Source organism: Spirillospora sp. NPDC049024 (assembly GCF_040649235.1).
Lineage (GTDB): Bacteria > Actinomycetota > Actinomycetes > Streptosporangiales > Streptosporangiaceae > Spirillospora.
Window position 1 is genome coordinate 24,429 of sequence record NZ_JBEZFD010000006.1, and the last position, 22,107, is coordinate 46,535.

The 22,107-nt window shown below is 74.2% G+C and carries 18 protein-coding genes and 1 pseudogene; 9 read left to right on the top strand and 10 right to left on the bottom strand.

Annotation, left to right across the window (positions count from 1 at the left end; all coding sequences use genetic code 11):
- Positions 1-2 precede the first annotated feature (2 nt).
- The 6 genes from AB0C21_RS12510 to AB0C21_RS12535 form a co-directional block, all read right to left on the bottom strand.
- Positions 3-1,841 (bottom strand): S9 family peptidase, encoded by a 1,839-nt coding sequence (locus tag AB0C21_RS12510; RefSeq protein ID WP_500204125.1) that lies wholly within the window; start codon positions 1,839-1,841, stop codon positions 3-5.
- Complete coding sequence (locus AB0C21_RS12515) at positions 1,838-3,094, bottom strand: asparagine synthase-related protein (RefSeq protein ID WP_500204126.1); 1,257 nt, start codon at positions 3,092-3,094, stop codon at positions 1,838-1,840. The genes AB0C21_RS12510 and AB0C21_RS12515 overlap by 4 nt, the downstream gene beginning before the upstream one ends.
- A gap of 169 nt (positions 3,095-3,263) precedes the next feature.
- On the bottom strand, positions 3,264-3,428 hold the full coding sequence (locus AB0C21_RS12520) for a hypothetical protein (RefSeq protein ID WP_500204127.1): 165 nt from the start codon (positions 3,426-3,428) through the stop codon (positions 3,264-3,266).
- Between the two features lie 90 nt (positions 3,429-3,518).
- Positions 3,519-4,829, bottom strand: coding sequence for a diaminopimelate decarboxylase family protein (locus tag AB0C21_RS12525; protein ID WP_500204128.1), 1,311 nt, complete (start codon positions 4,827-4,829; stop codon positions 3,519-3,521).
- Positions 4,826-6,265: a hypothetical protein gene (locus AB0C21_RS12530; protein WP_500204129.1), complete on the bottom strand. Its 1,440-nt coding sequence runs from the start codon at positions 6,263-6,265 to the stop codon at positions 4,826-4,828. Before AB0C21_RS12530 ends, AB0C21_RS12525 begins: the two co-directional genes overlap by 4 nt.
- Positions 6,262-8,037 (bottom strand): AMP-binding protein, encoded by a 1,776-nt coding sequence (locus tag AB0C21_RS12535; protein ID WP_500204130.1) that lies wholly within the window; start codon positions 8,035-8,037, stop codon positions 6,262-6,264. Before AB0C21_RS12535 ends, AB0C21_RS12530 begins: the two co-directional genes overlap by 4 nt.
- A 101-nt stretch (positions 8,038-8,138) precedes the next feature.
- Between AB0C21_RS12535 and AB0C21_RS12540 the strand changes: the two genes are divergently transcribed.
- Entirely contained in the window at positions 8,139-8,999 is an 861-nt protein-coding gene (locus tag AB0C21_RS12540; protein ID WP_500204131.1) for a cupin-like domain-containing protein, read from the top strand.
- 64 nt (positions 9,000-9,063) lie between these two features.
- Here the strand turns inward: AB0C21_RS12540 and AB0C21_RS12545 are convergent, their stop codons facing one another.
- The 4 genes from AB0C21_RS12545 to AB0C21_RS12560 are packed head-to-tail and all read right to left on the bottom strand — an operon-like array spanning position 9,064 to position 13,151.
- Positions 9,064-10,242 (bottom strand): acyl-CoA dehydrogenase family protein, encoded by a 1,179-nt coding sequence (locus AB0C21_RS12545; protein ID WP_500204132.1) that lies wholly within the window; start codon positions 10,240-10,242, stop codon positions 9,064-9,066.
- Positions 10,243-10,246: 4 nt separating this feature from the next.
- On the bottom strand, positions 10,247-10,519 hold the full coding sequence (locus tag AB0C21_RS12550) for a phosphopantetheine-binding protein (RefSeq protein ID WP_500204133.1): 273 nt from the start codon (positions 10,517-10,519) through the stop codon (positions 10,247-10,249).
- A gap of 41 nt (positions 10,520-10,560) precedes the next feature.
- Positions 10,561-11,469, bottom strand: coding sequence for a transglutaminase-like domain-containing protein (locus AB0C21_RS12555; protein WP_500204134.1), 909 nt, complete (start codon positions 11,467-11,469; stop codon positions 10,561-10,563).
- Positions 11,466-13,151: a condensation domain-containing protein gene (locus AB0C21_RS12560; protein WP_500204135.1), complete on the bottom strand. Its 1,686-nt coding sequence runs from the start codon at positions 13,149-13,151 to the stop codon at positions 11,466-11,468. Before AB0C21_RS12560 ends, AB0C21_RS12555 begins: the two co-directional genes overlap by 4 nt.
- 189 nt (positions 13,152-13,340) lie before the next feature.
- On the opposite strand from AB0C21_RS12560, the pseudogene AB0C21_RS12565 reads away from it, so the two are divergent.
- The 8 genes and pseudogenes from AB0C21_RS12565 to AB0C21_RS12600 form a co-directional block, all read left to right on the top strand.
- A pseudogene (locus AB0C21_RS12565) lies at positions 13,341-13,490 on the top strand (FAD-dependent oxidoreductase); the annotation flags it as partial.
- 105 nt (positions 13,491-13,595) lie between these two features.
- The gene (locus tag AB0C21_RS12570) at positions 13,596-14,924 is read left to right on the top strand and encodes a GMC oxidoreductase (RefSeq protein WP_500204527.1); all 1,329 of its coding nucleotides are present in this window, start codon (positions 13,596-13,598) and stop codon (positions 14,922-14,924) included.
- Complete coding sequence (locus AB0C21_RS12575; RefSeq protein WP_500204136.1) at positions 14,921-16,126, top strand: aminotransferase class III-fold pyridoxal phosphate-dependent enzyme; 1,206 nt, start codon at positions 14,921-14,923, stop codon at positions 16,124-16,126. Before AB0C21_RS12570 ends, AB0C21_RS12575 begins: the two co-directional genes overlap by 4 nt.
- Positions 16,127-17,112: 986 nt before the next feature.
- Positions 17,113-17,631 (top strand): SigE family RNA polymerase sigma factor, encoded by a 519-nt coding sequence (locus AB0C21_RS12580; RefSeq protein WP_500204137.1) that lies wholly within the window; start codon positions 17,113-17,115, stop codon positions 17,629-17,631.
- Complete coding sequence (locus AB0C21_RS12585) at positions 17,628-18,800, top strand: hypothetical protein (RefSeq protein ID WP_500204138.1); 1,173 nt, start codon at positions 17,628-17,630, stop codon at positions 18,798-18,800. Before AB0C21_RS12580 ends, AB0C21_RS12585 begins: the two co-directional genes overlap by 4 nt.
- 197 nt (positions 18,801-18,997) lie before the next feature.
- The gene (locus AB0C21_RS12590; protein WP_500204139.1) at positions 18,998-19,120 is read left to right on the top strand and encodes a hypothetical protein; all 123 of its coding nucleotides are present in this window, start codon (positions 18,998-19,000) and stop codon (positions 19,118-19,120) included.
- A 16-nt stretch (positions 19,121-19,136) separates the two neighbouring features.
- On the top strand, positions 19,137-21,431 hold the full coding sequence (locus AB0C21_RS12595) for a thiamine pyrophosphate-binding protein (protein WP_500204140.1): 2,295 nt from the start codon (positions 19,137-19,139) through the stop codon (positions 21,429-21,431).
- 206 nt (positions 21,432-21,637) lie between these two features.
- Positions 21,638-22,051 (top strand): VOC family protein, encoded by a 414-nt coding sequence (locus tag AB0C21_RS12600; protein ID WP_500204141.1) that lies wholly within the window; start codon positions 21,638-21,640, stop codon positions 22,049-22,051.
- Positions 22,052-22,107 lie beyond the last annotated feature (56 nt).

The following is a 22,107-nucleotide window of genomic DNA, read 5'->3' on the forward strand; positions in this document are numbered from 1 at the left end:
CGTCATCCTCGGTCCAGGTGTTCGGCGAGAAAGCGGGCGACCGCGCGGGCCAGCCGGACGCGGTCGCGCCGCCCGGCGATGCCGTGGCCCTCGTCGCGGAACAGCAGCGGCTCGGTGGGGCGGCCCGCCGCGGCCAGCGCGGCGGCGAACCGCTCGGTGTGCCGGACGGGCACCAGCGGGTCCGCGCAGCCGTGCGCCAGCAGCACCGGCGTGTGGCAGGAGGACGCGTGCGCGAGGGGAGAGCGCTCGGCCAGCCGGTCCCGGTCCCGGTCCGGATGCCCGACCCGGTGCAGGAAGTGTCCGCGCGTCGGCAGCCCCGCGTCGCGGATGTGGGTGACGAAGTCGACCAGGTCCACCGGCGCGCAGACGGCCACCGCGCACCGGAACAGCCGGGGGCGCATGGTCGCCGCGACGAGCGCCGCGTACCCGCCGTACGACTGGCCGCAGATCGCGATCCGGTCCTCGGCGGCGTGGCCCTCGCGGACGGCCCAGCGCACCGCGTCCTCCAGGTCGTCCTGCGGCGCGCCGCCCCAGTCGCCGTCCGCGGCGTCCAGGAACCGGGGGCCGCCGCCGTCCGAGCCGCGGAAGTTGATCTGCAGGCAGGCGTAGCCGCGGTCGGCCAGCCAGTGCGGGTCCGGCTGGAACTCCCACGCGTCCCGGGTCCAGGGGCCGCCGTGCACCCGCAGCACCAGCGGGCCCGGCCCGCGGCCCGCCGGCCGCGGGCGGGTGAGGTATCCCTCCAGCGTCCAGCCGTCCCTGGCCTCGAACGACACGGGCCGCGGGGTCGCGAGCGAGCGCCGCCGCAGCGCCGGGTACGGGTCGCGCAGCGGCTCGCCGCGGCCCTCCTCGCGGTGCCACACGACGTGGGCGGGCGGGCTGTCGGCGCCGTCGAACCGCACCACCCAGGTCCGGTCGTTCCGGGACCTCGACACGATCTGGGGATCGCCGGGGTCCATCCGCCGCAGCCCCTCCAGCGCGGCGCCGAACCCGTCGTCGACGGGGCGGTAGAGCGCCCGCGGGCCGGCGAACACCAGCAGTTGCAGCGCCCGGCTCTCGGGATGGGTCTCCACGTAGTCGAGGTCCGCGTCGGCGTGCGCGACGACCGTCCGCTCCTCGCCGGAGCCGAGGTCGATCGAGACCAGGCCCATCCTGCCGATCCCGGTCGGCGCCACGAACAGCAGCGCGCCGCCGTCCGCCGACACCTCGACCGGGTGGGTGGCCAGTGAGGCGGGGGGCGGAACCTTCCGGACCACCGACCAGCCGTCCCCCGAACGCGCGAGCACGTGCAGGACGCCGTCGTCGTCGAGCCTCGTCGCCGCGCGGAGCCGGTCGCCGCGGTCCAGGAACCACTGGCCCGCCTCGCCCGCCGCGTCGATCGGCACGGCGGGCCGGCCGGCGCCGGCGACGCGGTGCAGGACCGATCGGCCCCGCGCGTCGCGCGCCGACAGCAGCGGTCCGAGGCGGCGGTGCGTGTCGGGATCGATGAGGGTGAGGCCGGCGGCGCCCTCCGGGGTCACCTCACCGCGCTCCCCTGAGGCGACGTCGACGGTGAAGGCCCGGTCGCCGCCCTCGTCCTCCGCCAGATAGAGGACCGTGCCGCCGGACGGCAGCCAGGCGTGCGCCGCGATGCCCCGAGCACTCGCCACGGTCCGCTCCGCGCCGTCCAGGAGACCGCCCGCGACGCGGCGCACCGTGATCGACTCGCCGCCGCGGCGCCGGACGACCTGGCTGACCCACCCGCCGTCGGCGCTCACGCCGATCTCCGCGACGGCCGGTTCGGCGAACAGCGCACGCGCGGGGACGGCGCCCCGGCCCCTCCGGCGGACGCGGCGCACCCTCACCCCTCCACGGGGACCGGTTCGGCGCCGGCCTCCAGCGCCCCGACCACCCAGCGTTCGATGTTGCGCACGACGATCGGCAGCCGCAGGTGGACGCGTTCGAGGTCGAGCCTGTCCAGCGGGCGGAGCAGGCCCAGCCGGACGCACTCCAGCGGCCCCTCGGGCAGCACCTCCAGTGCGTGCCGCCGGAACTCGGGGTAGTAGTCCTGGCTGAAGGTCGGCAGGGCGGTGTGCGCGCGGGACGGGATCAGCCCGAAGTGCAGCGCCTTGTACCAGTGGTAGGGGTACCGGCTGATCCTGCGGAACCGGGCGGACGTCGGTAGGCCGAGCGCGTACCCGAGGAACGCGTCGTCGAAGAAGGGGGAGCGCTGCGGGATCCCGGCCGAGATCGGGTACGGGTCGTTGGCGAAGGGGAAGCACAGGTCCCACATCGCCGCCTGCGTCCAGTCCCGCCCGTGGCCGCGTTGGGCGAACACGGCGGCGCGCTCGTCCAGCCACTCCCGCCGCCGGGTCCGGGCGACCTCCTGGTACGGCGGCCGCAGGACGGGGACGGGCAGGTCCCGCAGGAACGCCGACAGCTCGAACGCCGTGTAGAGCCTGCGCGACGGCCCCGCCGGGAGCCGCGGCGCCGCGCAGGACGCCAGCTCGCCCGCGACCGCCGCCATCGACTCGCCGTTGACCGAGCCCCACAGGTAGGCGCGCAGGTCGCGCCACCGCCGCGACCGGACCAGGTCGCGCGTCAGGTAGTGGCACGCGCCGAGGATCTCGTCGCCGCCCTCGCCCCAGAGCATCACGCCCGCGCCCATCGCCTCGGCGAGGTCCACCGACGCCTGGAAGAGGCCGACGTAGTAGTCGTGCCGCGGGCCGGTCGGCGACCACGGCGGCTCGGGCAGGCTCCGCCACTCGGTGGGCACCACCGTGATGTCGAGGTCCAGACCGAGGCCCCGCAGGGAGCGTTCGGCCACCATGCCGGTCGACCGGCCGAACTGGTCGCGCAGGCCCCAGGTGACGGCGGCGAGCCTGCGGCCCTGCCGCCGGCACACCTGGTGGGCGTGCCACAGCACCGCGGTGGAGTCGATGCCCCCGGAGAACATGACCACGACCGTCTCCGCGTCGCCCATCGCGGCCTCGACCGCGCGGCGGAACCGCTCGGCCAGCTCGGCGGGATCGGACGAGCCGGGCGGCGGCAGCTCCGGGGTGCGCTCGATCCGCTCGACTCCCTCCCACGGGCACGCGGGACGGATCTCCCCGTCCACCCACGGATTGGCGAAACTCGGCGCCAGATCGGCCAGGGAGAACCTGCGGGCCGGTGCTATCTCCAGCGGATCAGGTGATCGCCGGCCGTCCGCCGCGGACAGGAAAAGGGGTCCGCCGGTGAACCGGGAGACCCCTTCCTCCTGAACTCGTTCAGGAGCTTTCATGGATTCAGCGGGTCCGGGTCGCCTTGACCGCCGCGACGATGTCGGAAAGCGCGCGCAAATTGCGCTTCACCGCCGAGTCCCGCTGCTGCGGAACGCCCACCAGCAGCATGTTGCCGCCGCAGCCGCGGGTGCCGCCGCAGCTGTCCTTGGGCTTAGAGCTGTGCCCCATTCGGATCCTTCCTCTCGGGTGCGGCCGACCCTGGAATGGCTCGGCCATCCTTTCCGGATATTAATGACCGGGCCCGCGGCGGCCTAGTCTTCACCGGGAAATGCCGATGGTTCGGTGCACATCCCCGGGCGTTTGCGCGTTTCCCGAAGTTTTTTCCTCCGGGGCCTCGGGCCGCGTTTCGGCCGCACCGTCGGAAGCGCGTTCCGCGACGAGCACCGGCGGATGCGGGGCGATCCCGTTGAATGCGCTGCCGAGCTCCGCGGAATAGCCGTTGACGCCGCCGACGACCAGCCAGTCCCCGGCCCGCGGGACCGGGGCCCCGCCGCGCGGCGGCACCGCGCCGACGTAGTCGGACTCGAAGCAGGTCCGCCCGCACAGCACGTAGGGGCGCGGATCCCGGCCGGGCCCGCGCCCGAGCCTCGGCAGGACGGACGAGGTGGACCACTGCAGGTGGTTGAGGGTGCCGCAGTCGCAGACCACGAGGATCCGGTCGTCCAGCGGCTTGACGTCCAGTACCCGGGTGGACAGGTAGCCGCAGTCCTGGGTCCAGAACTGCCCGGGCTCCAGCACGATCTCCACACGGTCCGCGCCGCCGTCCGCCGGGCCGTCCGCCGCGCCGTCCGCCCCGCCGTCCACCACGGCGCGCAGCCGAGCGAACAGGCCGGCCAGGGCGGCCGGATCGCCGCGCAGCCCGCCGCCGAGGTCGAGCGCCGCCGGGCGCAGCCCCGCCTCCCGCGCCCGCCGCAGGACGCGTTCCGCCGCGGTGACGAAGCTCGCGTGGTCGTTCTCCTCCGAGCCGTTGTGCATGTGCAGCCACCGCAGCCGGCGGCCCGCGCTTTCGGCGGTCTCCCGCGCGGCCGCCAGGTCGCGGGCGCGGACACCGAACCGGCTGGGGGAGACGCGGGGGAACGCCTCGGGCAGGTCGTCCTCCCCGTCGAGGTTGACCCGCACGCCCACGTCCCGGACGGGCAGCGACCGGCACGCCTCGTCCAGTTGCCGGAGGCTGTCCCAGTGGCACCGGTGGACGCGGCCGGAGCGGACCGCCTCCACCAGCCGGTCGAGCTCGTCCGGGGGCAGCGCGGGCGAGGTCATGCTCACGAACGAGGGCGCGCCGCCAAGCGCGGAGGCCACGGCGTCGTACTCCGCCATGTTGGCCACGTCGAACCCGAGCCCGGCGGCGGCCGCGGCCCGCAGCAGCTCCGGGACGGTCGTCGACTTCACCGCGAGCAGCAGCCGGACGCCGTGCGGCGCGGCGGCCGCCACCGCGCCGCGGCAGCGCTCGGCGAACCGGTCGAGATCGACGAACCAGCCGGAGCGGCCCGCGGCGGCCGCCGCCTCGATCGCCCGCCGCGTCGCGGGAGCGATGTCCAGCTGGGGGAACAGCATCGCCGGCGGGGTCATGCGGGCGTCCTCGCGGCCGGTGCCAGCTCCCGCACCTGCCGCGCGACCAGGCGGGCGACCGCGGCCGCCGCGTCGTCGTCATGGGCGCCGAAGCACACCCGGAGCACCGTGTGCGCGCCGTGGCCGAGGCTCTCCGCGTCGTGGGAGGCGACCGCCCAGCCGCTGAGCGCGGTGTAGTGGAAGCCGAAGCTCCCCGACCGCCACACCGCGAGCCCTTCGGCCGCGGCGGCGTCGGCGGCGCGCCGGATCGCCATGTCCAGCGCCGGGGTGCCGAGCCTCGGCCGCAGCCCGGTCAGGCGGACGTTGACGAAGCAGCCGTGCTCGTACTCCTGCACGAGGCAGCCGCGGGCCCCGTCGAGCGCGGCGCGCAGCGCACGGCCCCCGCTCCGGTTCGCGGCCCGGGTCGCCGCGTTCGCGCGCGCCGTCAGCACGGGATCGGGCAGCCCGTACCGGTCCATGGTCAGCAGTGACGCGGCGGTGGCGTGCCCGCCCGTCACGCTCAGCACCTTGGGCAGGAGGTCCCGCAGCCCCTCGGCGTGCTTCTGCCGGGGCCCGTCGAGGCCGGGCGGCGCCGCGACCGCCGCCGAGCCCAGCGTCGCGAGCTCCAGGCCCAGCTCGTCGAGCTTGTGATGGCTCCGCAGCAGCACGAGGGGGACGCCCGTCCACCCGCCGGGGCAGGGGTCCTGCGCGATAGGCGCGCACGCGTTGTCCCAGACCACGGCCAGCAGGCCCAGCTCCTCGGCGCGGGACAGCACCTCGCCGACCATGGCGGCGTCGCCGAACGGCTGGCAGGAGTCGAGGAACGCCACCACCGGGCCGGGCGCCGTCCCCAGCCGGTCCAGGAAGTCCTCCCGCCCGGCGCACGGCTCCACACGGACGTGGGGGGAGGAGCAGAGGTCGAAGAGGGTCTCGGTCTCGTAGTAGAGCGTGTTCGTCACGACGGTGACGCCGGTCGTGAGCTTCGCCAGCGCCAGGTACCAGGCCGCGATCGCCGCCATGCCGGAGGCGGTGTAGCGGACGTCCGTCCCGACGTCCCGGCCCGCGGACCACGGATACGGCGCCGCGAGCGGATGGTCCTCGCGCAGCGCGATGTCGGACCGCTCGTACTCGTGCTCGGACACCGTCAGGTCGGCCGGGTCGGCGTCGCCGATGTAGGACAGGGAGTCGCGCCATGTGCGCCGGTCGGGCGTGCCGAGCAGGAGCCGCCGCGCGGCGAAGGCGCGCCGGACGGCCGCGGCCAGGTCCGTGAGGCGCGCGCCCTCCCACCACCGCGCCTCGGCGGCCAGGGACTCCGCGGCGGACCTCCCCGGCGGCGCGCTCTTCATTCCCCGGTCGAGGAGATGCAGCATCTCCTCGCGCAGGCGCACCGTCTGGGATGCGATGGCGGGCTCGGGGGCGATGGCGGCCCGGGGCGCGGCGGGCGCGGCGTTCGTCATCGCACGCGCTCGTCACGTGCGCGGGCGATGACGGAGGCGAGATCCCGCACGCGGGGATAGCGCAGCACCCACTCGGCGGGAACCTCCTGCCTCGTCCGGCTGCTCAGCTCGGCCGCGACCCGGACGGCGAGCAGCGAGTGGCCGCCCAGCCGGAAGAAGTTGCCGTCCCCGTCCAGCGCGGGGACGTCCAGGACGTCGCGCAGTGTGGCCGCGACCGTCGCCTCCACGCCGCCCGCGGCGCCCGCGGCGTCCGCGGCGTCCGCGTCGAGGGCGGTCGCGGGGGACGGCGCGGAGCGGTAGCGCTCCATCAGCACGCGCTTGCGCGGCTTCCCGCTCGCGGTCGCCGGGATCTCGGGCACGACGACGAGGTCGTGCGGCACGTGCTCGGCGGGCAGCCGGCGCGCGGCGTGCTCGCGCACCCGGGGCAGTGCGCCGTCCTCGGTCAGGACGAGGGCGGCGACCAGCATCTGCCCCAGGGACTCGTGCGGGACGCCGAAGACCGCCACGTCCCGTACGGAGGGATGGGTGCGCAGTTCCGCCTCCACGGTCGTGGCGGCGATGTTGCGTCCGCCCGAAATGATCACGTCGTCGGCGCGGGCGACGAACACCAGGGTGCCGTCGGCCTCCACGCGGCACAGGTCGCCGGTGGCGATCCAGCCCCCGGGCAGGTACCGCGTCCCGGAGCCGCCGGGCGGGGAGGGGGCCGGCACGTACGAGCGGCGGCGGGCTCCGGCGCGGAGCATCAGTTCGCCCACCTGCCCGGCCTGGACGTCCCGGCCGTCCTCGCCGGCGACGCGCACGCCCGGTCCGAGGGCGCCCAGCGCGGGTTGACGGTCCGGCGCGCAGGACGCGACCAGGCTGGGACCGCCCTCGGCCATCGTGTACACGTTGCGGATCCGCGCGTTGGGGAAGGCCTCGGCGAGCCGGGCGACCGTGGTCCGGTCGAGCGGCGCCGACGAGCACACCACCGACCGCACGTGCGGCAGCGTGCGGCCCGCCCGGACCAGCGCCTCGGCGGCCAGCCGCGCGGTCGTCGGGACCAGGCTCACGGCGCTGACGCCGTGCTCCTCGGCCAGCGGCCCGACCGCGTCCGGGTCGAACGGGTTGACCAGCACCGTGTGGACCCCGTTGCGCAGGCAGTCCCGCAGGGTGGTCTGGGCGGCGTTCGTGCCCACGGCCACCGAGGTCAGCAGCGCGCGCTGCTGCGGACGGAGCAGGTCGTCGCGCATCCGCCGGGTGGTCATGAGGTCGGCGTGGGGGCAGACGATCGCGCGGGGCCGTCCCGTGGTCCCGGACGTGAACAGGATCGAGGCGGGCTGCTCCGGCGCCGGCCGCGTCTTGGCGGGCCATCCGGCCTCGACGGGCCGCGCCGCCTCGCCAGGGGCCGACGAGGGCGGCAGGTCGGCGACGGGAACCGTCCACGCGCAACCGGGGACCGGGGGCACCCCTCGCCCGGTGACGGCCCCCACCGCGCCCACGAGCCGCGCCATCTCCGCCAGCCGCCCGGACGGGACGGGACGCCGTACGGCGACCGCCGTACCGCCCGCCCCGGTGACCGCCGCGAAGCAGGCCGCGAACGACTGCCACTCGTCGTCGGAGAAGACGAGCAGAACGCGGTCGCCGGACCGCACTTTCAGCGCGGCGCCGTACGCGCGTGCGCGTTCGTGCCATTCCTGAAAAGTGAGGGACGAGCCCCCGTGGACGGTGAACGCCGGGGCGCCGCCGTGCGCGCGCGCCCGCACCGCGAGCACCTCGTGCAGGAAGACCGGCATGACGTCCCTTTCGATCCTGTCCCGTTGACGGGACAAATCTCCCGTCGCGGGTCGACAATTATCAGCACATCCGGACTGGCATTCGGAACCCCGGAGGGCGAATGACGCGCATGAACGAGAGCCGCACGGACGCGACGCGCGAAACCCGCGCGTACGAGACGCCGGTACCCCGCATCCCGCTGAGCGAGGTGGACGGCCTGGAACGGCTGGAGCGGGCGGGCGTGCCGGTGATCATCACCGGTGTCCAGGAGGGCTGGCCTGCTATGGAGCGCTGGACGCTCGACCATCTGCGGCGGACGGTCGGCTCCCGGCGGGTACGCGTCGAGTTCTATCCCACCGGGTCGTTCTTCGATCCCGAGATCAACGTGGAAATGCGGTTCGCCGCGTATCTCGACCTGATCACGGCGGCGGAGCCCGAACAGTGCTATGTGTCGCAGGTGCCGCTGCCCGAGGTGTTCCCGGAGCTGCTTCCCGACATCGAGGTCCCGGCGCTGCTGCATTCCGCGCCCAACCTGGGGGCCGCGTTCTTCCTGGGCCGCGACACCGTCACCGGGCTCCATTACCACAGCGCCAATCAGGCGCTCCAGTGCATGGTCGACGGGCGGAAGGACGTCACGCTCTTTCCGCCGGAGGACCACCGCCTCCTGCGTTACGAGCCGTGGTACTCCTACCGGTTCAATTTCAGCCGCATCGCGTTCGACCGCGAGCTGCGGCACGAGCACGCGCACCCCTGGCGCTGCGAGGTGCGGGCCGGAGAGGCGCTGTTCATCCCGCTGTACTGGGGACACCTCGTCCGCAGCCCCGGCTACTCGACGGCGGTGACGTTCTTCTGGGAACCGCTGGTCACCGGCTGGAGCCACCCGCGGCTCAAGCTGCTGTCGATGGCGGGCAACCTCACCCGCGACCTCGTGACCGTCCCCGCCCGCGGCCTGCTCGAACGCACGGTCGGCCTGCCGGGCTGAGCCCTTCCGCGGCCGGCCTCGCCGCCCGCCGTCCCGTCGACGGGACAGCAGGCGGCGAGGCGGCTCAGCGGGACATCAGCGCGAGGGTCGCGTTGGCGGCGGCCAGCCGGTCGTTGCCGATCATCAGCGGGGCGGACAGCAGATCGCGGACGATGCGGGCCACCGAGTACGGCCCGGTCTCCGCGTAGCCCGCCATGCCGCACACCCGCAGCGCCAGCAGCGCGACCTGCACCGCGCTCTCCGAGGCCGCCAGCTTCAGGGAGTTCAGCTCGACCGCGAAGCCGACGGTCGGCGCGGCCGTCCCCGCCAGCACGGCGTCGGCGCGGCGGGCGGCCTCGGCGAGCTGGGCCCGCGCCGCCGCCGTCCGCCATCTGAGTTCGGCGACGCCGGGGCTCGGGGCGGGGCCGCCCGCCGCCCTCTTCCGCGACCAGGCCACCGCGCGGTCGGCCGCCTCCGCCGCGAGGCCCAGCCACACCGCGGACCAGAGCACGTGCGCCAGCGGCGTCATCGCCCGTTCGACGATCTCGGCGAACGGGCGGGCCAGCACCCGCCACCCCTCGAAGCGCCCGCGCAGGCGCATGGGAGGACTGCACGTCCCGCGCATGCCGAGGGAGTCCCACGGCCCGAGCGCCTCCAGGTCGGTGCGGTCGGCGGCGAGCAGGACCGCGACCTGGTCGCCGGGCCCCGACCCGGGTGCCCGGCGCGCGCTGACCAGGAACGCGTCGGCCTGCGGCCCGTACGAGACGGTGGTGGCGTGCTTGACCAGCCGGCGCGCCTCCCCGGGGCCGGCGTCCGCGGCGGGCTCGACGGCGCAGCGGCTGGTGCGCAGATCCCCGCCGACCCCGGCCTCGCTGGTGGCCGAGGCGACGAGCCGCTGCTCCCGGACGATCGCCTCGATCTCGGCGCGCAGCGGCGGATCCTCCTCGTCCGGCGCGAGGCAGGCCAGCTGCACCTGCTGCATGGCCCAGATCATCGCCGTGGCGCCGCAGCCGCGGGCCAGGGCCGAGGCCATGTCCGCCATGGCCGGCACGTCCGCGCCGAGGCCGCCGATCCGCACCGGCGCGGCCGCCGCGAGCAGCCCGGCGGCGCGCAGCCCGCGCACGCCCTCCTCAGGGAAACGGGCCCGCCGGTCGACGTCGGCGGCGTGCTCGGCGAGCGTGGTGCGGGCCAGCTCGCGGCAGACCTCGACCGCCGTCCGCGGGTCGCCGTCCGTCACCGTTTCGCCGGCCGTCACGGTGTCCACGGGCTCAGCCCCGTTTCCCGGCGCCGAGCATCTCCTCCAGGGCCGCGGTGATGGACCCCAGCGTGCGGAACGTCTCGCGCGTGAGCATGGCGTCCGGGAACTCGATCGCGAACTCCTCCTCGATCGCCACCATGACCTTGATGGTGGCGAACGAGTCCATGCCCAGGTCCCAGAGGTCGGTGTCGGGCCGGGCCCCGTCGAGCCCGCGCGGCGGGACGGCGCACCGCCGGAACACCTCGCGCAGCCGGTCCTCCACCGACGTCATCGTTTCGTCCATGTCCAACGCCCCTTTCGATCTCCCGGGGGAGCCTCGTTCGGTCAGGTCGGGAGCCGGGTGGCGAACGAGACGCCGACCGGTTCGCCGTGGTCGAGGGCGAGCGCGCCGGGCTTGTCGGTGAGCCGGACCAAAATTGCGCCCGTCGAACGATAGATATCCCATTCGGCGCCGTCAAGGATTCCCCAGCGCACCATCGCGTTCACGATCAGCGGGTCGTGGGGAACCCAGATCCCGTCGGTTTCCACCTCGGTCCAGTAGTGTGCGATGGAGAACGGCGGTGAAAGGATGACGCCGTGTGCGAGCCGGCAATTGAGCCCGCGCCGGGCTCCCTCCTCCGCCATGAGCCTTGCCGCCCCGTTGCAGTCGGCGACACCGGTGCGGCGGATGAATTCGGGATCGTTTCCCACCAGCGCGGGAAGGCGGACGAACCGCAGCCGCCCGAATTCCTCCAGCAATGCGGAGGTCCCGGCGTCGGGTGCGGGCCAGGACGTCCGGAGTTCTCGGCGCAGGACGGGTGGGGAATCCGCGGTGTAAGGGCGCCATCCCTCAGGCAGGCGCACGGTCAGCGAGCAGTCTCCGCCCCGGTGCTCGGCGCCGGAGCACTCGGGTATCGGTTCGACCTCCACGCGCGTCGACGGCCGGCGCACCGAGGCGCGCAGGGCGCGTCCCCACGCGCCCGGACCGAACGCCCACGGGTTGGCGACGCGCAGTTCGAGAGAGACATTGAGCAGGTCGAAGTGGTCGAAGCAGGGACCGTCCGGGCTGCTCGGGCGGTCCGCCGCCAGCCCCGCGGCGGCCATCGCCTCAAGGACGCCGGCGGGAAGCAGATAGGCCGTCTCCGCCTGCGCCCGCGGCACCTCGAAGTCCCTGACCGCGTGGGGGACCAGCAGCAGCGTGTCCAGGAACTCCGTCAACTCCGCGGTCCCGCTCGCGCCGTGGCCGCCGCTCACGCCGCCCCGCCCTCCAGGACGAAGCGCCGGGGCAGGACGGCGGTCTGGAGGCCGGGCAGCATCCGCAGGCACGCGGCCCGCACATCCTCGGCCGTGAGCCCGCCCGCAGCCGGGCGGATGCGGGCGACGATCTCCTCGGTGCCGTCCGGCGCCCGTTCCATCCCGGCCCGCACGGCGGTCGCGTCCACCGCCTGCCGCACCATCCGCTCCACCGCGTCGAGATCCACCCAGCAGCCCTCGTGCAGGACCCACCGCGGTCCCCGGACGGGCGGCGATATCCCGGTGATCTGCTCGATCTCGTCCATCCGCACCTCGCGGCAGGCCGCCTGGACCAGCAGTCTCTCGATGCCGAACAGCAGGGCGCGCAGTTCGCCGGAGCCCACGAAGCGCGCGTCGGCGTGCACGGTCAGCCGCACCAGCTCGACGAGCTCGTCGGTCTCGTCGTCGTAGGTGGAGGCGTTCTCGGCGTAGAGGGCGAACTTCTCCTGCTCGACCGCGTCCTCGACGCGGAACCGGGACTCGCCCGCCGCCTGCGCCAGCACGTCCGCGCCGATGGCCGCCCGGGCGGGATCGGGCGCGGTACGGGCGCGCATGTCGTTGAAGTAGCACGACAGGTCGAGGTGCACACCGCGGCGCCGCTGGACGGACGAGACGATCCCGGGCAGCCTCTCCCGGTCGTAGACCCCGTGGCGCAGCGCGCGGATCGAGGCCTCCCACGCGCCGTCCACCACGTCCCGGAAGAGGGGCCGGTCGAGGTCGACCACGGCCGGGGTGCCCTGGATCATGCACGCCACCGCGTTCACCTCCGGGTCGGCGAACCGGTTGGCGGAGATGAGCTGGACGGGGCAGCGCGGCATGCCGGTGTGCCGCCCGAGCGCCGCCGCGGTCGCGGCGAGGAGCACGGTGCTGCTGCTCACCGAGAGGCGCCTTGCCGCGGCGTCGAGCGCCATCGCGGCCGCGCGCGAGTAGAGCGTCCCGGCGTGGTGGCGGGGCGGCCCCTCCGGCTCCGACGGGAACATGGTCCGCGGGGCGGTCTCCAGGACGGTCCGCCAATGGCGCAGGGCCTTGGAGAGCCGCCGCCTTCCCAGCGCGGAGCGCTCGTAAAGCGCCTGCTCCAGAGGCTGCCGCGCCGCCGGCAGGGCGCCGTCGCCGCCGGTTCGCGCCGCCAGCAGCCGGCCGTAGTCGGCGGCGAGGTTGCCGACCCCGGTGCCGTCCGCGGCCGTGTGCGCGGTGCACAGCAGCACCGCCAGCGGCTTCTCGCCGGACAGGAAGATCGCCGGGCGGATGGGCGGCTCGGCGGCCAGGTCGAACGGGCGTCGCTCCGCGCGCCGCCGGTGCTCGGCGACGGCGTCCCACAGCGCCTCGGCGCCGTCGCCGATCCGCACCAGCGGCACCTCGATCTCCCCGCCGGCCAGCACCTCCTGGGTCAGGGCGCCGGTCGCGTCCCGGTACAGGACGGTGCGCAGGGACCGGTGGCGGACGACCAGGGTCCGCAGGTCGGCCAACAGGTCGTCGACCGACAGCCCGGCGGGGACCTCGATCTCCTTGGACGGGTTGAAGAAGGCGGTCTCGTGCTCCTTGGCGGCGATGTCCAGCCACAGCCCCTTCTGCCCGCACGTGGCCGGGCCGGTCGCGGCGCCGGCGCCGGAGAACCCGAACGACCGCCATGTCACCGCTGCCATCGATTCCTCCTTGCTGAGCCCTGACGCGTCGGGAAGGCGCGGTAGAACGCGTCCGCGCGCGGGCGCGAATATCCGATGGAAAAACACCTCACCCTTGTGGCGCCAAACCCGAAATGCGGATCGAACGATAGTGTGACCGGCGGCGGACCGCTTTGGCGAGACCGCGACCAGAATTCGGGGTGAGGTCTATTGAGGAGCCGTTCAAGCCCTTATCGTGATACCGATGTCTGCATTGTCGGCGGCGGCGCGAGCGGTGCCGCGGCCGCCCACATCCTGAGCCGCCGGGGCCTTCGCGTGCTGCTTATCGAGGAGGGCGGCCGAATCGGCGCCGGGGCAAGCCTCAAGGCCGTCGAGCCCGGGTGGGAGACGGCACTCGTCCCGTCCCCCGACGGGTCATTCCGTCCACTCGGAAAACCGTGGTCGGCGCGGGCGCTGGGCGGCGGCATGCGATTGTTCGCCGGAATCGGCTTCCGCTTCCGGGAGGTCGATTTCGACGCGCGCGCACACGTCGCGGCGGACGCGCTCGACCCCCGGTGGCCGATCGGATACGCCGACCTGCGCCCCGGCTACGAGGAGACCGAGGACCTGTTCGGCGTCGCCCGCGCCCACGAAGCCGATCCTCTGGACCCGCCGTCCGCCCCTCCGCGGATGCCGCCCCACCCGTTCAGCCCCCAGGGCGCCGTTCTTGCGGAGGCGGGCGCCTCCCTGGGCCTGCGCCCGTTCCCGACCCCCCTGCTCATCAACTCCGTCCCGTACCGGGGGCGCCCTGCCTGCGTCCAGTGCGGGCCCTGCAACGAGTACGCCTGCCCCATCGGCGCCAAGGCCGACGTGATCGACACCCTGCTGAGGCCTGCCGCGCGGAGCGGGGCGCTGGCCATTGCGACCCGGAGCAAGGCCCTGCGCATCGGCTCCGGCCGCTTCGACCGCGCCGGCCATGTCGAGTGGCTGGACCTGCGGGCCAGGCGCCGCCACGTCACCCGCGCCCGCTGCGTGGTGCTGGCCGCCAACGCGGTGCAGTCCTCGGCGCTGCTGCTGCGCTCGGCGAACCGGTGGTCGCCGGAAGGCCTGGGCAACCGCTACGACGTCGTCGGCCGCGGGCTCTGCTTCAAGGTCAGCGGCTACGCACACGCGACCGTCCCGGCCCCCGCCCCGTCCTCCGCCCCGGCCGGACCCGCCGCCGGGCCGTTCTCGACGGTCGCCTTCACCGACCACTACCTCGACGACGCCTGCCCCACCGGCCTCGGCGGCGTCCTGTACGAGGCGAGCCCGGAGGACCGGGCCCCGCGCGACGGACGGCTCCCCCTGCGCGTGCACTACCACGCCGCCGACCAGCCGATGTGGCGCAACCGCGTCCGGCTCGGCAAGGAGCGGTCACCGCTGGGCGTGCCCCGGCTGGTCATGGACTACGCGACCCACCCCGTCGACCGCGCGCGGCTCGATCACCTCGCGGGCCGGGCCGCCCGCCTGCTCCGCTCGGCGGGCGCCACCGACGTCGCCTTCGAGCCGAGCCGGTACGAGCACGGCAGCCGCCACCTGCACGGCGGATGCCGCGCGGGAGACGACCCCGCCACGTCGGTGGTCGACCGGGACGGCCGCATGCACGACCACGAGAACGTCTACGTCGTGGACGGCGGGTACTTCCCCTATCCCGGCGGCGTCAACCCGACGCTGACCATCCTGGCGAACGCCGTCCGGATCTCCCACCGCATCGCCGCCGACCTCGCGGCGGACGCGGCCACCACCGCAGTCACCCTCGGGAGGAGCACGTCATGACCGCTGAGATCCGCTGGGACCGCGCGCGGGGCGCCCGCGCATGGGACGAGTCGGGCACCTGCCACATCGACCTGACCTCGTGCAGCGGCGCGGCCCCCCTCGGCGCCGGATACCCGCCCGTCCTGGACCGGGTGGTCGCCGAACTGCACCGCACCGGGGGAGTCGTGCCCGAGACCGCCTCGACGCTGCGGGCGGAGGTCGCGGAGCGGCTGACGCGCGTCATGCCCGCGGCCGAGAGCACGGAGTTCTTCCGCACCGGATCGTGCGCCACCACGGCCGCCGTCCGCATCGCCCGCGTCCACACCGCGGCCCGGACCGTCCTGACCAGCGGCTACCACGGCTGGCACGACTGGCAGCTCCAGTACCGGCCCTCGATGGCCCTGCCCGACCGCGACCCCGACACCGCCGACTTCGGCTACGACCTGGCGGAACTGGACCGCCTCGCCCGCCGCCGCGCCCCCGTCGCGGCCGTCATCGTCACCCCCGAGGTCAACTTCTTCCCCCCGGAGTACCTGCGCGAGCTGGCACGGCTCACCCGCGACCACGGCGCCCTGCTGATCGTCGACGAGGTGATGACCGGGTTCCGGTACGCCTGGGGCGGCTACCACGCCGCCGCCGGCGTCACCCCCGACCTCATCACGCTGAGCAAGGGCCTGGCCAACGGCTTCGCGCTCTCGGCGGTCGCTGGCCGCGCGGACGTCATGGCGGCCGCCACCCGTACCCACCTCAGCAACACCTACCAGCGGGAGACCACTCCCTATGCCGCCGCCCTGGCGACGCTCGACGCCTCCGCCGGCGGCGCCGCGATCGCGCGGATGAGCCGGGCCGGCGCGGCGCTCATGGACGGGCTGAACGACCTGTTCGCCGAGCACTCCGTCCAGGCGTGGGCGCTGGCGCACCCCACGATGTTCGACGTCGTCTTCGCCGACCCCGGCCAGGGGCGCGCCTTCTTCCGGCTCGTCAGGGAGCGCGGCTTCGTCATCGGCTACGGTCAGCGCTTCATGCCGTCCGCGGCCCTCACCGACGCCGACGTCGACGCGTTCCTCTCCGCCGCCGCGTCCGTCCTCCCCGATGCCGCGGGCGAGCGCGCCGCCCGGCCGCCCTCGGCCGCCGCGACCGCTTTCGCGGAGGAGTTCTTCGCCGCGTCGCCCGCCTCGGTGTCGCGGTGGTCGGGCGTCGGCCCGAGCGTGTCGAGCACGTGACGGGGCCAGCTCTCCGGGTCACCGTGCGCGTGGTGGAGGGCCAGCAGCAGCCGTTCCAGCCCGAACCCCACACAAGCCGTGTGCGCCGGAGTCCCGTCCGGGGTGACGATCCCGAACGCCTCGCCGAAATGGTCCTTGTGGTAGTTCGCTGAGACGAGCGCTTGGGAGACGTCCGCGCCGACGGGCGCGGCCAACTCCCATTTGAGCTCCTGGTCGAGCTGGACCGAGGCCATCAGCCTGCCGCTCCGCCCGAAGAAGGGGTCGTTCGCGGGCCGCGCCGCGGCGGCGATGCCCAGACCCTCGAGCCATTCGGCCGCCTCCGCGAGAACCCGGTCGCGCCAAGCCCGGCACTCCTCCGGAGACCCGCCCAGCCGGACGACCTCGTACATCCGGAAGGAGCGCAACCGCCCGGGCTCGGCAGTGGCTTCGCCCCGGAAGCAGTGACCGACCACGCTGAGCCCCACCGGCTCGTCCAACGTCCGCCCGGCGAACAGCGGATAGAGGTGATGGCAAGCGGCCGGCGCCAGCACCAGCCCGCTCTCCACCGCCCCGCCGACGCTCCCCAGCAGGTGCGCGAAGGACGCCGCGTACCCGGTCCGGTCCGCCACGGAGGCGTCCAGGACGGGCGGCGCAGCAAGATGCGGCCACCCCTGGGCGAACGCGTCCCCCAGTCCGGCGATCAGCCGCTGCGCGATCCGCTCAGCCGTCCCGGACGTGAGCGCGACCCCCGAAGCGGATGTGGCCACCTGAGGCCCATCCGGCCAGAATCCTGTGGACATCGTCCCCTCCCGCAGAACGAGGCCCCAGTCTCACATGCCCCGAACGTCCCCGAGGAGCCGCGATCCTCAAATGACCACCCGGTCATTTTTGGTCCGGCGGCCCAGGGCGACGCGCGCGATCGGCTGGCTGCGCGGAAACTCGGGGGCGCAGGCATAGTGGCGTCCCTCCGGAAGCGTCTCAGTGGCGACAGCAATTCGGAGGTGACGATGGATGCCGCCGCAGAGCGACATTTTCGTGAGTTCGTGGAGACGAGGTCGACCGCGCTGATGCGGCTGGCCTACCTCCTCACCGGGGGCGACCAGCACGCGGCCGAGGACGTCCTGCAGACCGCGCTGTTCAAGACCGCCGCCCGCTGGGCCGACATCGAGAACCCGGAGGCCTACGTGCGGCGGGTGATGTACCGCCAGCAGGCCAGCTTCTGGCGGCCCGCGTGGCGGCGGCGCGAGGCGCAGGTCGCGGAGCTCCCCGAGACGGGCGCACCCGACGGCACGTCGGCGGTCGACCTCAAGCTCGCCATGCGAGGCGCGCTGGCCTGCCTCACGCCCCGGCAGCGGCTGGTCCTGGCGCTGCGCTTCCTGGAGGACCTGCCCGAGGCGGAGGTCGCGCAGATCCTCGGCTGCAGCGTCGGCACGGTGCGCAGCACGACCCATCGCTCCCTCGCGCGGCTGCGCCGGCTGGCGCCCGAACTGAACGAACCCGAGATGGCAGAGGAGGCCCGGCGATGAAACCGGAGACGATCGTCAAGCACGCGCTCGAGGACTGGGGCGCGGAGGCACGGGTCCCGGACGGCCTCGCCGACCGGGCACTGCGGGCGCGCCCCCGGCGGCCGCTTTTCAAGATCGCGCTGGTCGGCGGGACGGCCGCGCTCCTCGCCGGAACGGCCGCCGTGGCCCTGGTCTCCAGCGGCGGGACGACGCCTCCCCGGCCCTCGGCGCCCGCCTTCGAACCGGTGGCTCTGTCGTCCGACACGACACTCCTCAAGGACCTCGGCAGCGCCTTCCCGCGCAAGCTCGTCGCCGCTGGGCACATGGCCGTGTCCGCCTACTACACCGGGCGGACGGTGGGCGGCAGCGGCGGGCAGACCTTCCAGCGCGCCTGGCACCTGTACAACCCGTCGACCGGCGAGTACGAAGCCGTGCCCTGGGCCTACATCAGCGTCGCGCCCGGTATGGCGCGGGCGGCCGTGCTGGAGGGGCCCCTGCCCGCCAAGCGGGTCGGGGTGTTCGACATGAAGACGCGGAAGGTCGTCCGCTGGATCCGGGTCGACCACGCCGTCGGCGGGGCCGCCTGGTCACCCGACGGGCGCCGGCTGCTGCTGACCGCCTACGGCAAGAACCCCGACACTCAGGCCGACCCGGGCGCATCGCCCAGGACCGGCTACTACGTCACGGACAGCGCGGCCGGGCCGGGCCCGTTCCACGCCATGCCGGCCAGCCGCGACAACCCGGGCAGCCGGCAGGACCTGGGATGGAGCCGGGACGGCGCCCTCATCTGGGCGCCCACCGCGACCATGCCGACCAAGGTCTTCTACAGCCTGGACGGCGAGAAGCGGCCCGCACCGGCGCACGAGGCCGAATACGACGACCATGAAGCCGGCCTGTCCCCGAACGGGACCCTGCTGCCCAAGTTCGGCCCCAAGCCCGGCCCCGCCGTCACCGTCACCAACGTGGCCACCGGGAAGAAGGCGGCGGTGCTCCCGATCGAATCGGCCGAGGCCTGGGCCGACGACCGCACGCTCTTCGCGATCGGCTGCGACCCGCTCAAATGCAAGGGGCTCGGCGAGTTCCGCAACCGGCTGCTGCTGGTGGACCTGAAGGGCAAGATCACCCCCCTCACCGGGTACCGCCGGTCCGACCGGGCGGGCTCCTGGAACCCGGTCTTTACCCACCGCTGACGGACGCCTGGGTGCCGCGCCCCGGAGCCGGCACCCACGCTCCGTTCGCCGGCGGGCCGGACCTCGACACCGGACGCCGTCCCGCCGTCGACTCGGTGGTCTTAAGCCGAGACAGGGCCCGTACCCTGGCGGGTGGCCGACCGGATCCGCGCGGGACAGGCCATCGCCAGTGGTACCGGCAGCCAAAGGGGGCCGCCGTGCCCTTGGGCGGTGTGCCGGGTCCCGGCAGCGGCGACGGCCGGCCGGGCGGCCGCCACCTCGCGGAGGCCGACACGGAGATCCGGCCGATCTCCGCCGGCCTGCCCCCGCCCTGGCGCTGAGGCAAAGGAGCCGATGATGAACGATCCGGTGGGGACGGCCACGCACTCCGGGGTGCTGGAAGAGGTCGAGCGGCGGGTGCTGTGGCTGGCGACGGCCATCGTGCACCACGCCAACCGGGTGCGGCCCAACCCGTCCGGGCTCAAGGTGGGCGGCCACCAGGCGTCGTCGGCGTCCATCGCGTCGATCATGACGGCGCTGTGGTTCCGCCACCTCGGCCCGGACGACCGCGTCTCGGTCAAGCCGCACGCCTCCCCGGTGCTGCACGCGCTCAACTACCTGCTCGGCGACCTGGACGAGCGGTACCTGACGTCCCTGCGCGAGTTCGGCGGGCTGCAGAGCTACCCGAGCCGGACCAAGGACCCCGACCCGGTCGACTACTCCACCGGGTCCGTTGGCATCGGCGCCACCGCGCCGATCTGGGGCGCGGTCGCCCGCCGGTACGTCGAAGGGGCGCCCGCCGGCCGGCAGTACTCGCTGGTCGGGGACGCGGAACTGGACGAGGGCGCGGTCTGGGAGGCGATCCTCGACCCGGGCGTGGCCGAACTGGGCGAGATCGTGTGGATCGTCGACCTCAACCGGCAGTCCCTCGACCGGGTCGTCCCGTACCTGGCCGCGCACCGGCTGAAGGGCATGTTCGCCGCCGCCGGCTGGCAGGTGCTGACGCTGAAGTACGGCCGGCTGCTGACCGAGCTGTTCGAGCGCCCCGGCGGCGCGGACCTGCGCGCCCGCATCGACGCGATGCCGAACCCGGAGTACCAGCGCCTGCTGCGCTGCGACGCCGCCGAGCTCCGCGACCGCCTCCCCGGCGGCAGCGAGCCCGTCGCCCGCCTGATCGCCGAACTCGACGACGCCACGCTCCTCGCGGCCCTCCGCAACCTGGGCGGCCACGACCTCGGCACCCTGGCCGAGGCGTTCGACGCCATCGACGACTCCCGGCCCACCGTGATCTTCGCGTACACCGTCAAGGGGCACGGCCTGCCCAGCGAGGGCCACCCGCAGAACCACTCCTCGCTCCTCACCGCCGACCAGATCGCCGAGCTCGCGCCCCGTCTGGGCGTCGACCCGGACACCCCGTGGGCCCGCTTCGAGGAGGGATCGGAGGCCGCCCGGCTGTGCGCCGAAACGGCCGCACGGCTGCGCCGGACCTCCACCGACCCGGAGGCTCCGCCTTCGCTGCCCGACGACATCGGCCGCACCCCCAAGGGCACCGCGACCACGCAGGCCGCACTGGGCCGCCTGCTGCTCGACCTCACCCGGGAGGCCCCCGAGGCCGCGGCCCGGGTCGTCACCGTGAGCCCGGACGTCAGCTCCAGCACCAACCTCGGCGGCTGGGTGAACAAGGTCGGCGTCTGGTCGCCGTCCGAACGCCGCGACTGGTTCGCCGACGACGGCGAGACGATCCTGCACTGGCGGGAGAGCCCGGCGGGCCAGCACATCGAGCTGGGCATCGCCGAGACCAACCTGGTCGGCCTCCTCGGCGAGCTGGGCGCCACCTGGAGCCGCTGGAACCGTCCCCTGCTGCCGATCGGCGTCCTGTACGACCCGTTCGTCGGTCGCGCGCTCGAACCCTGGTCGTTCGGCATCTACGCGGGCGGCCAGTCGATCCTGATCGGCACCCCGTCCGGCGTCACGCTGGCCCCCGAGGGCGGCGCGCACCAGTCCATCGTCACCCCGTCGATCGGCGTCGAGCAGCCGGGCTGCGTCGCCTACGAGCCCGCGTTCGTCCTCGACACCGAATGGACCCTGCTCGCGAGCATGGCCCGCCTAGGACGCCCCGACGGCGGCTCGGCGTACCTGCGCCTGTCGACCCGTCCGGTGGACCAGACCCTCGCGGCGGTCCCGGCCGACCCGGCGGCCCGGGAGCGCCGCCGCCGCCAGGTGATCGCCGGCGCCTACCCGCTGCGCCGCGCCGCCCGTCCCGCCGTCACCATCGCGGCGATGGGCGCCCTCGTCCCCGAGGCCCTCGCCGCCGCCGACCGCCTCGAACAGGCCGGCATCGGCACCGACGTGGTGTGCGTGACGAGCCCCGGCCTGCTCTTCCAGGCCCTCCGCTCCCGCCAGGGCCTCGACGACGGCCCGAACTGGATTCTGGACCAGGCGTTCCCCGCCTCCCGCGCCACCCCGCTCGTCACCGTCCTGGACGGCCACCCCCACACCCTGGCCTTCCTGTCCGGCATCAACAACGTCCCCTGCGCGACCCTGGGCGTCACCACCTTCGGCCAGTCCGGCTCGATCGAAGACGTCTACCGCCACCACGGCATAGACACGGACGCGATAGTCCGCACCGCCCTGGACCTCCACTCAACCTGACCCACCCTCCCCGGCCCGGCACGCCACCCAGCACACCGGGCCGGGGGATCGGTCAGGAATCGAGAAGTGCCAGCCCCTACTCCTTACATAGCGTGATCTCCACAGCGGCGGATACCGGTGGCCGACGGGCTCACCTGCGCCGATGTGGCCGCCAGAACCCGCCCGGCTCAGGCGGCGGCCACCACGCACACACAAGGAGACACGCCATGAAGGCACATGTGAGCTCGATCCTCCTCGCCGTCCGGGACATGGACCGGGCCAAGAAGTTCTACACCGAGGGCCTCGGCTGGAAGATCAAGAACGACTACGGCATCTCGGTCTTCTTCGAGTCCGATGGCGCCTCGCCGGTCGGCTTCTACGGCCGTGAAGGTCTCGCCGAGCAGGTGGGCATGAGCCCCGAGGGCAGCGGCTTCAGCGGAATCGTCCTCACCTACGTCGTACGCAGCGAGTCGCGCGTCGACGAGATCATGGCCGAGGCCGAAAAGGCCGGCGCCACCGTCCTCAAGCCCGCCGGCGCCCTCCCCTGGGGCGGCTACGGCGGCACCTTCGCCGACCCGGACGGCTACATCTGGAGCCTCGGCTACAGCGCCCAAGGCGAAGACCAGCCCTACGCCGAGTAACCACCACGGGTGCCGGTTCGGTGATTCAAGCCCGTCGTCCCCGGCGGGAGGAGGCT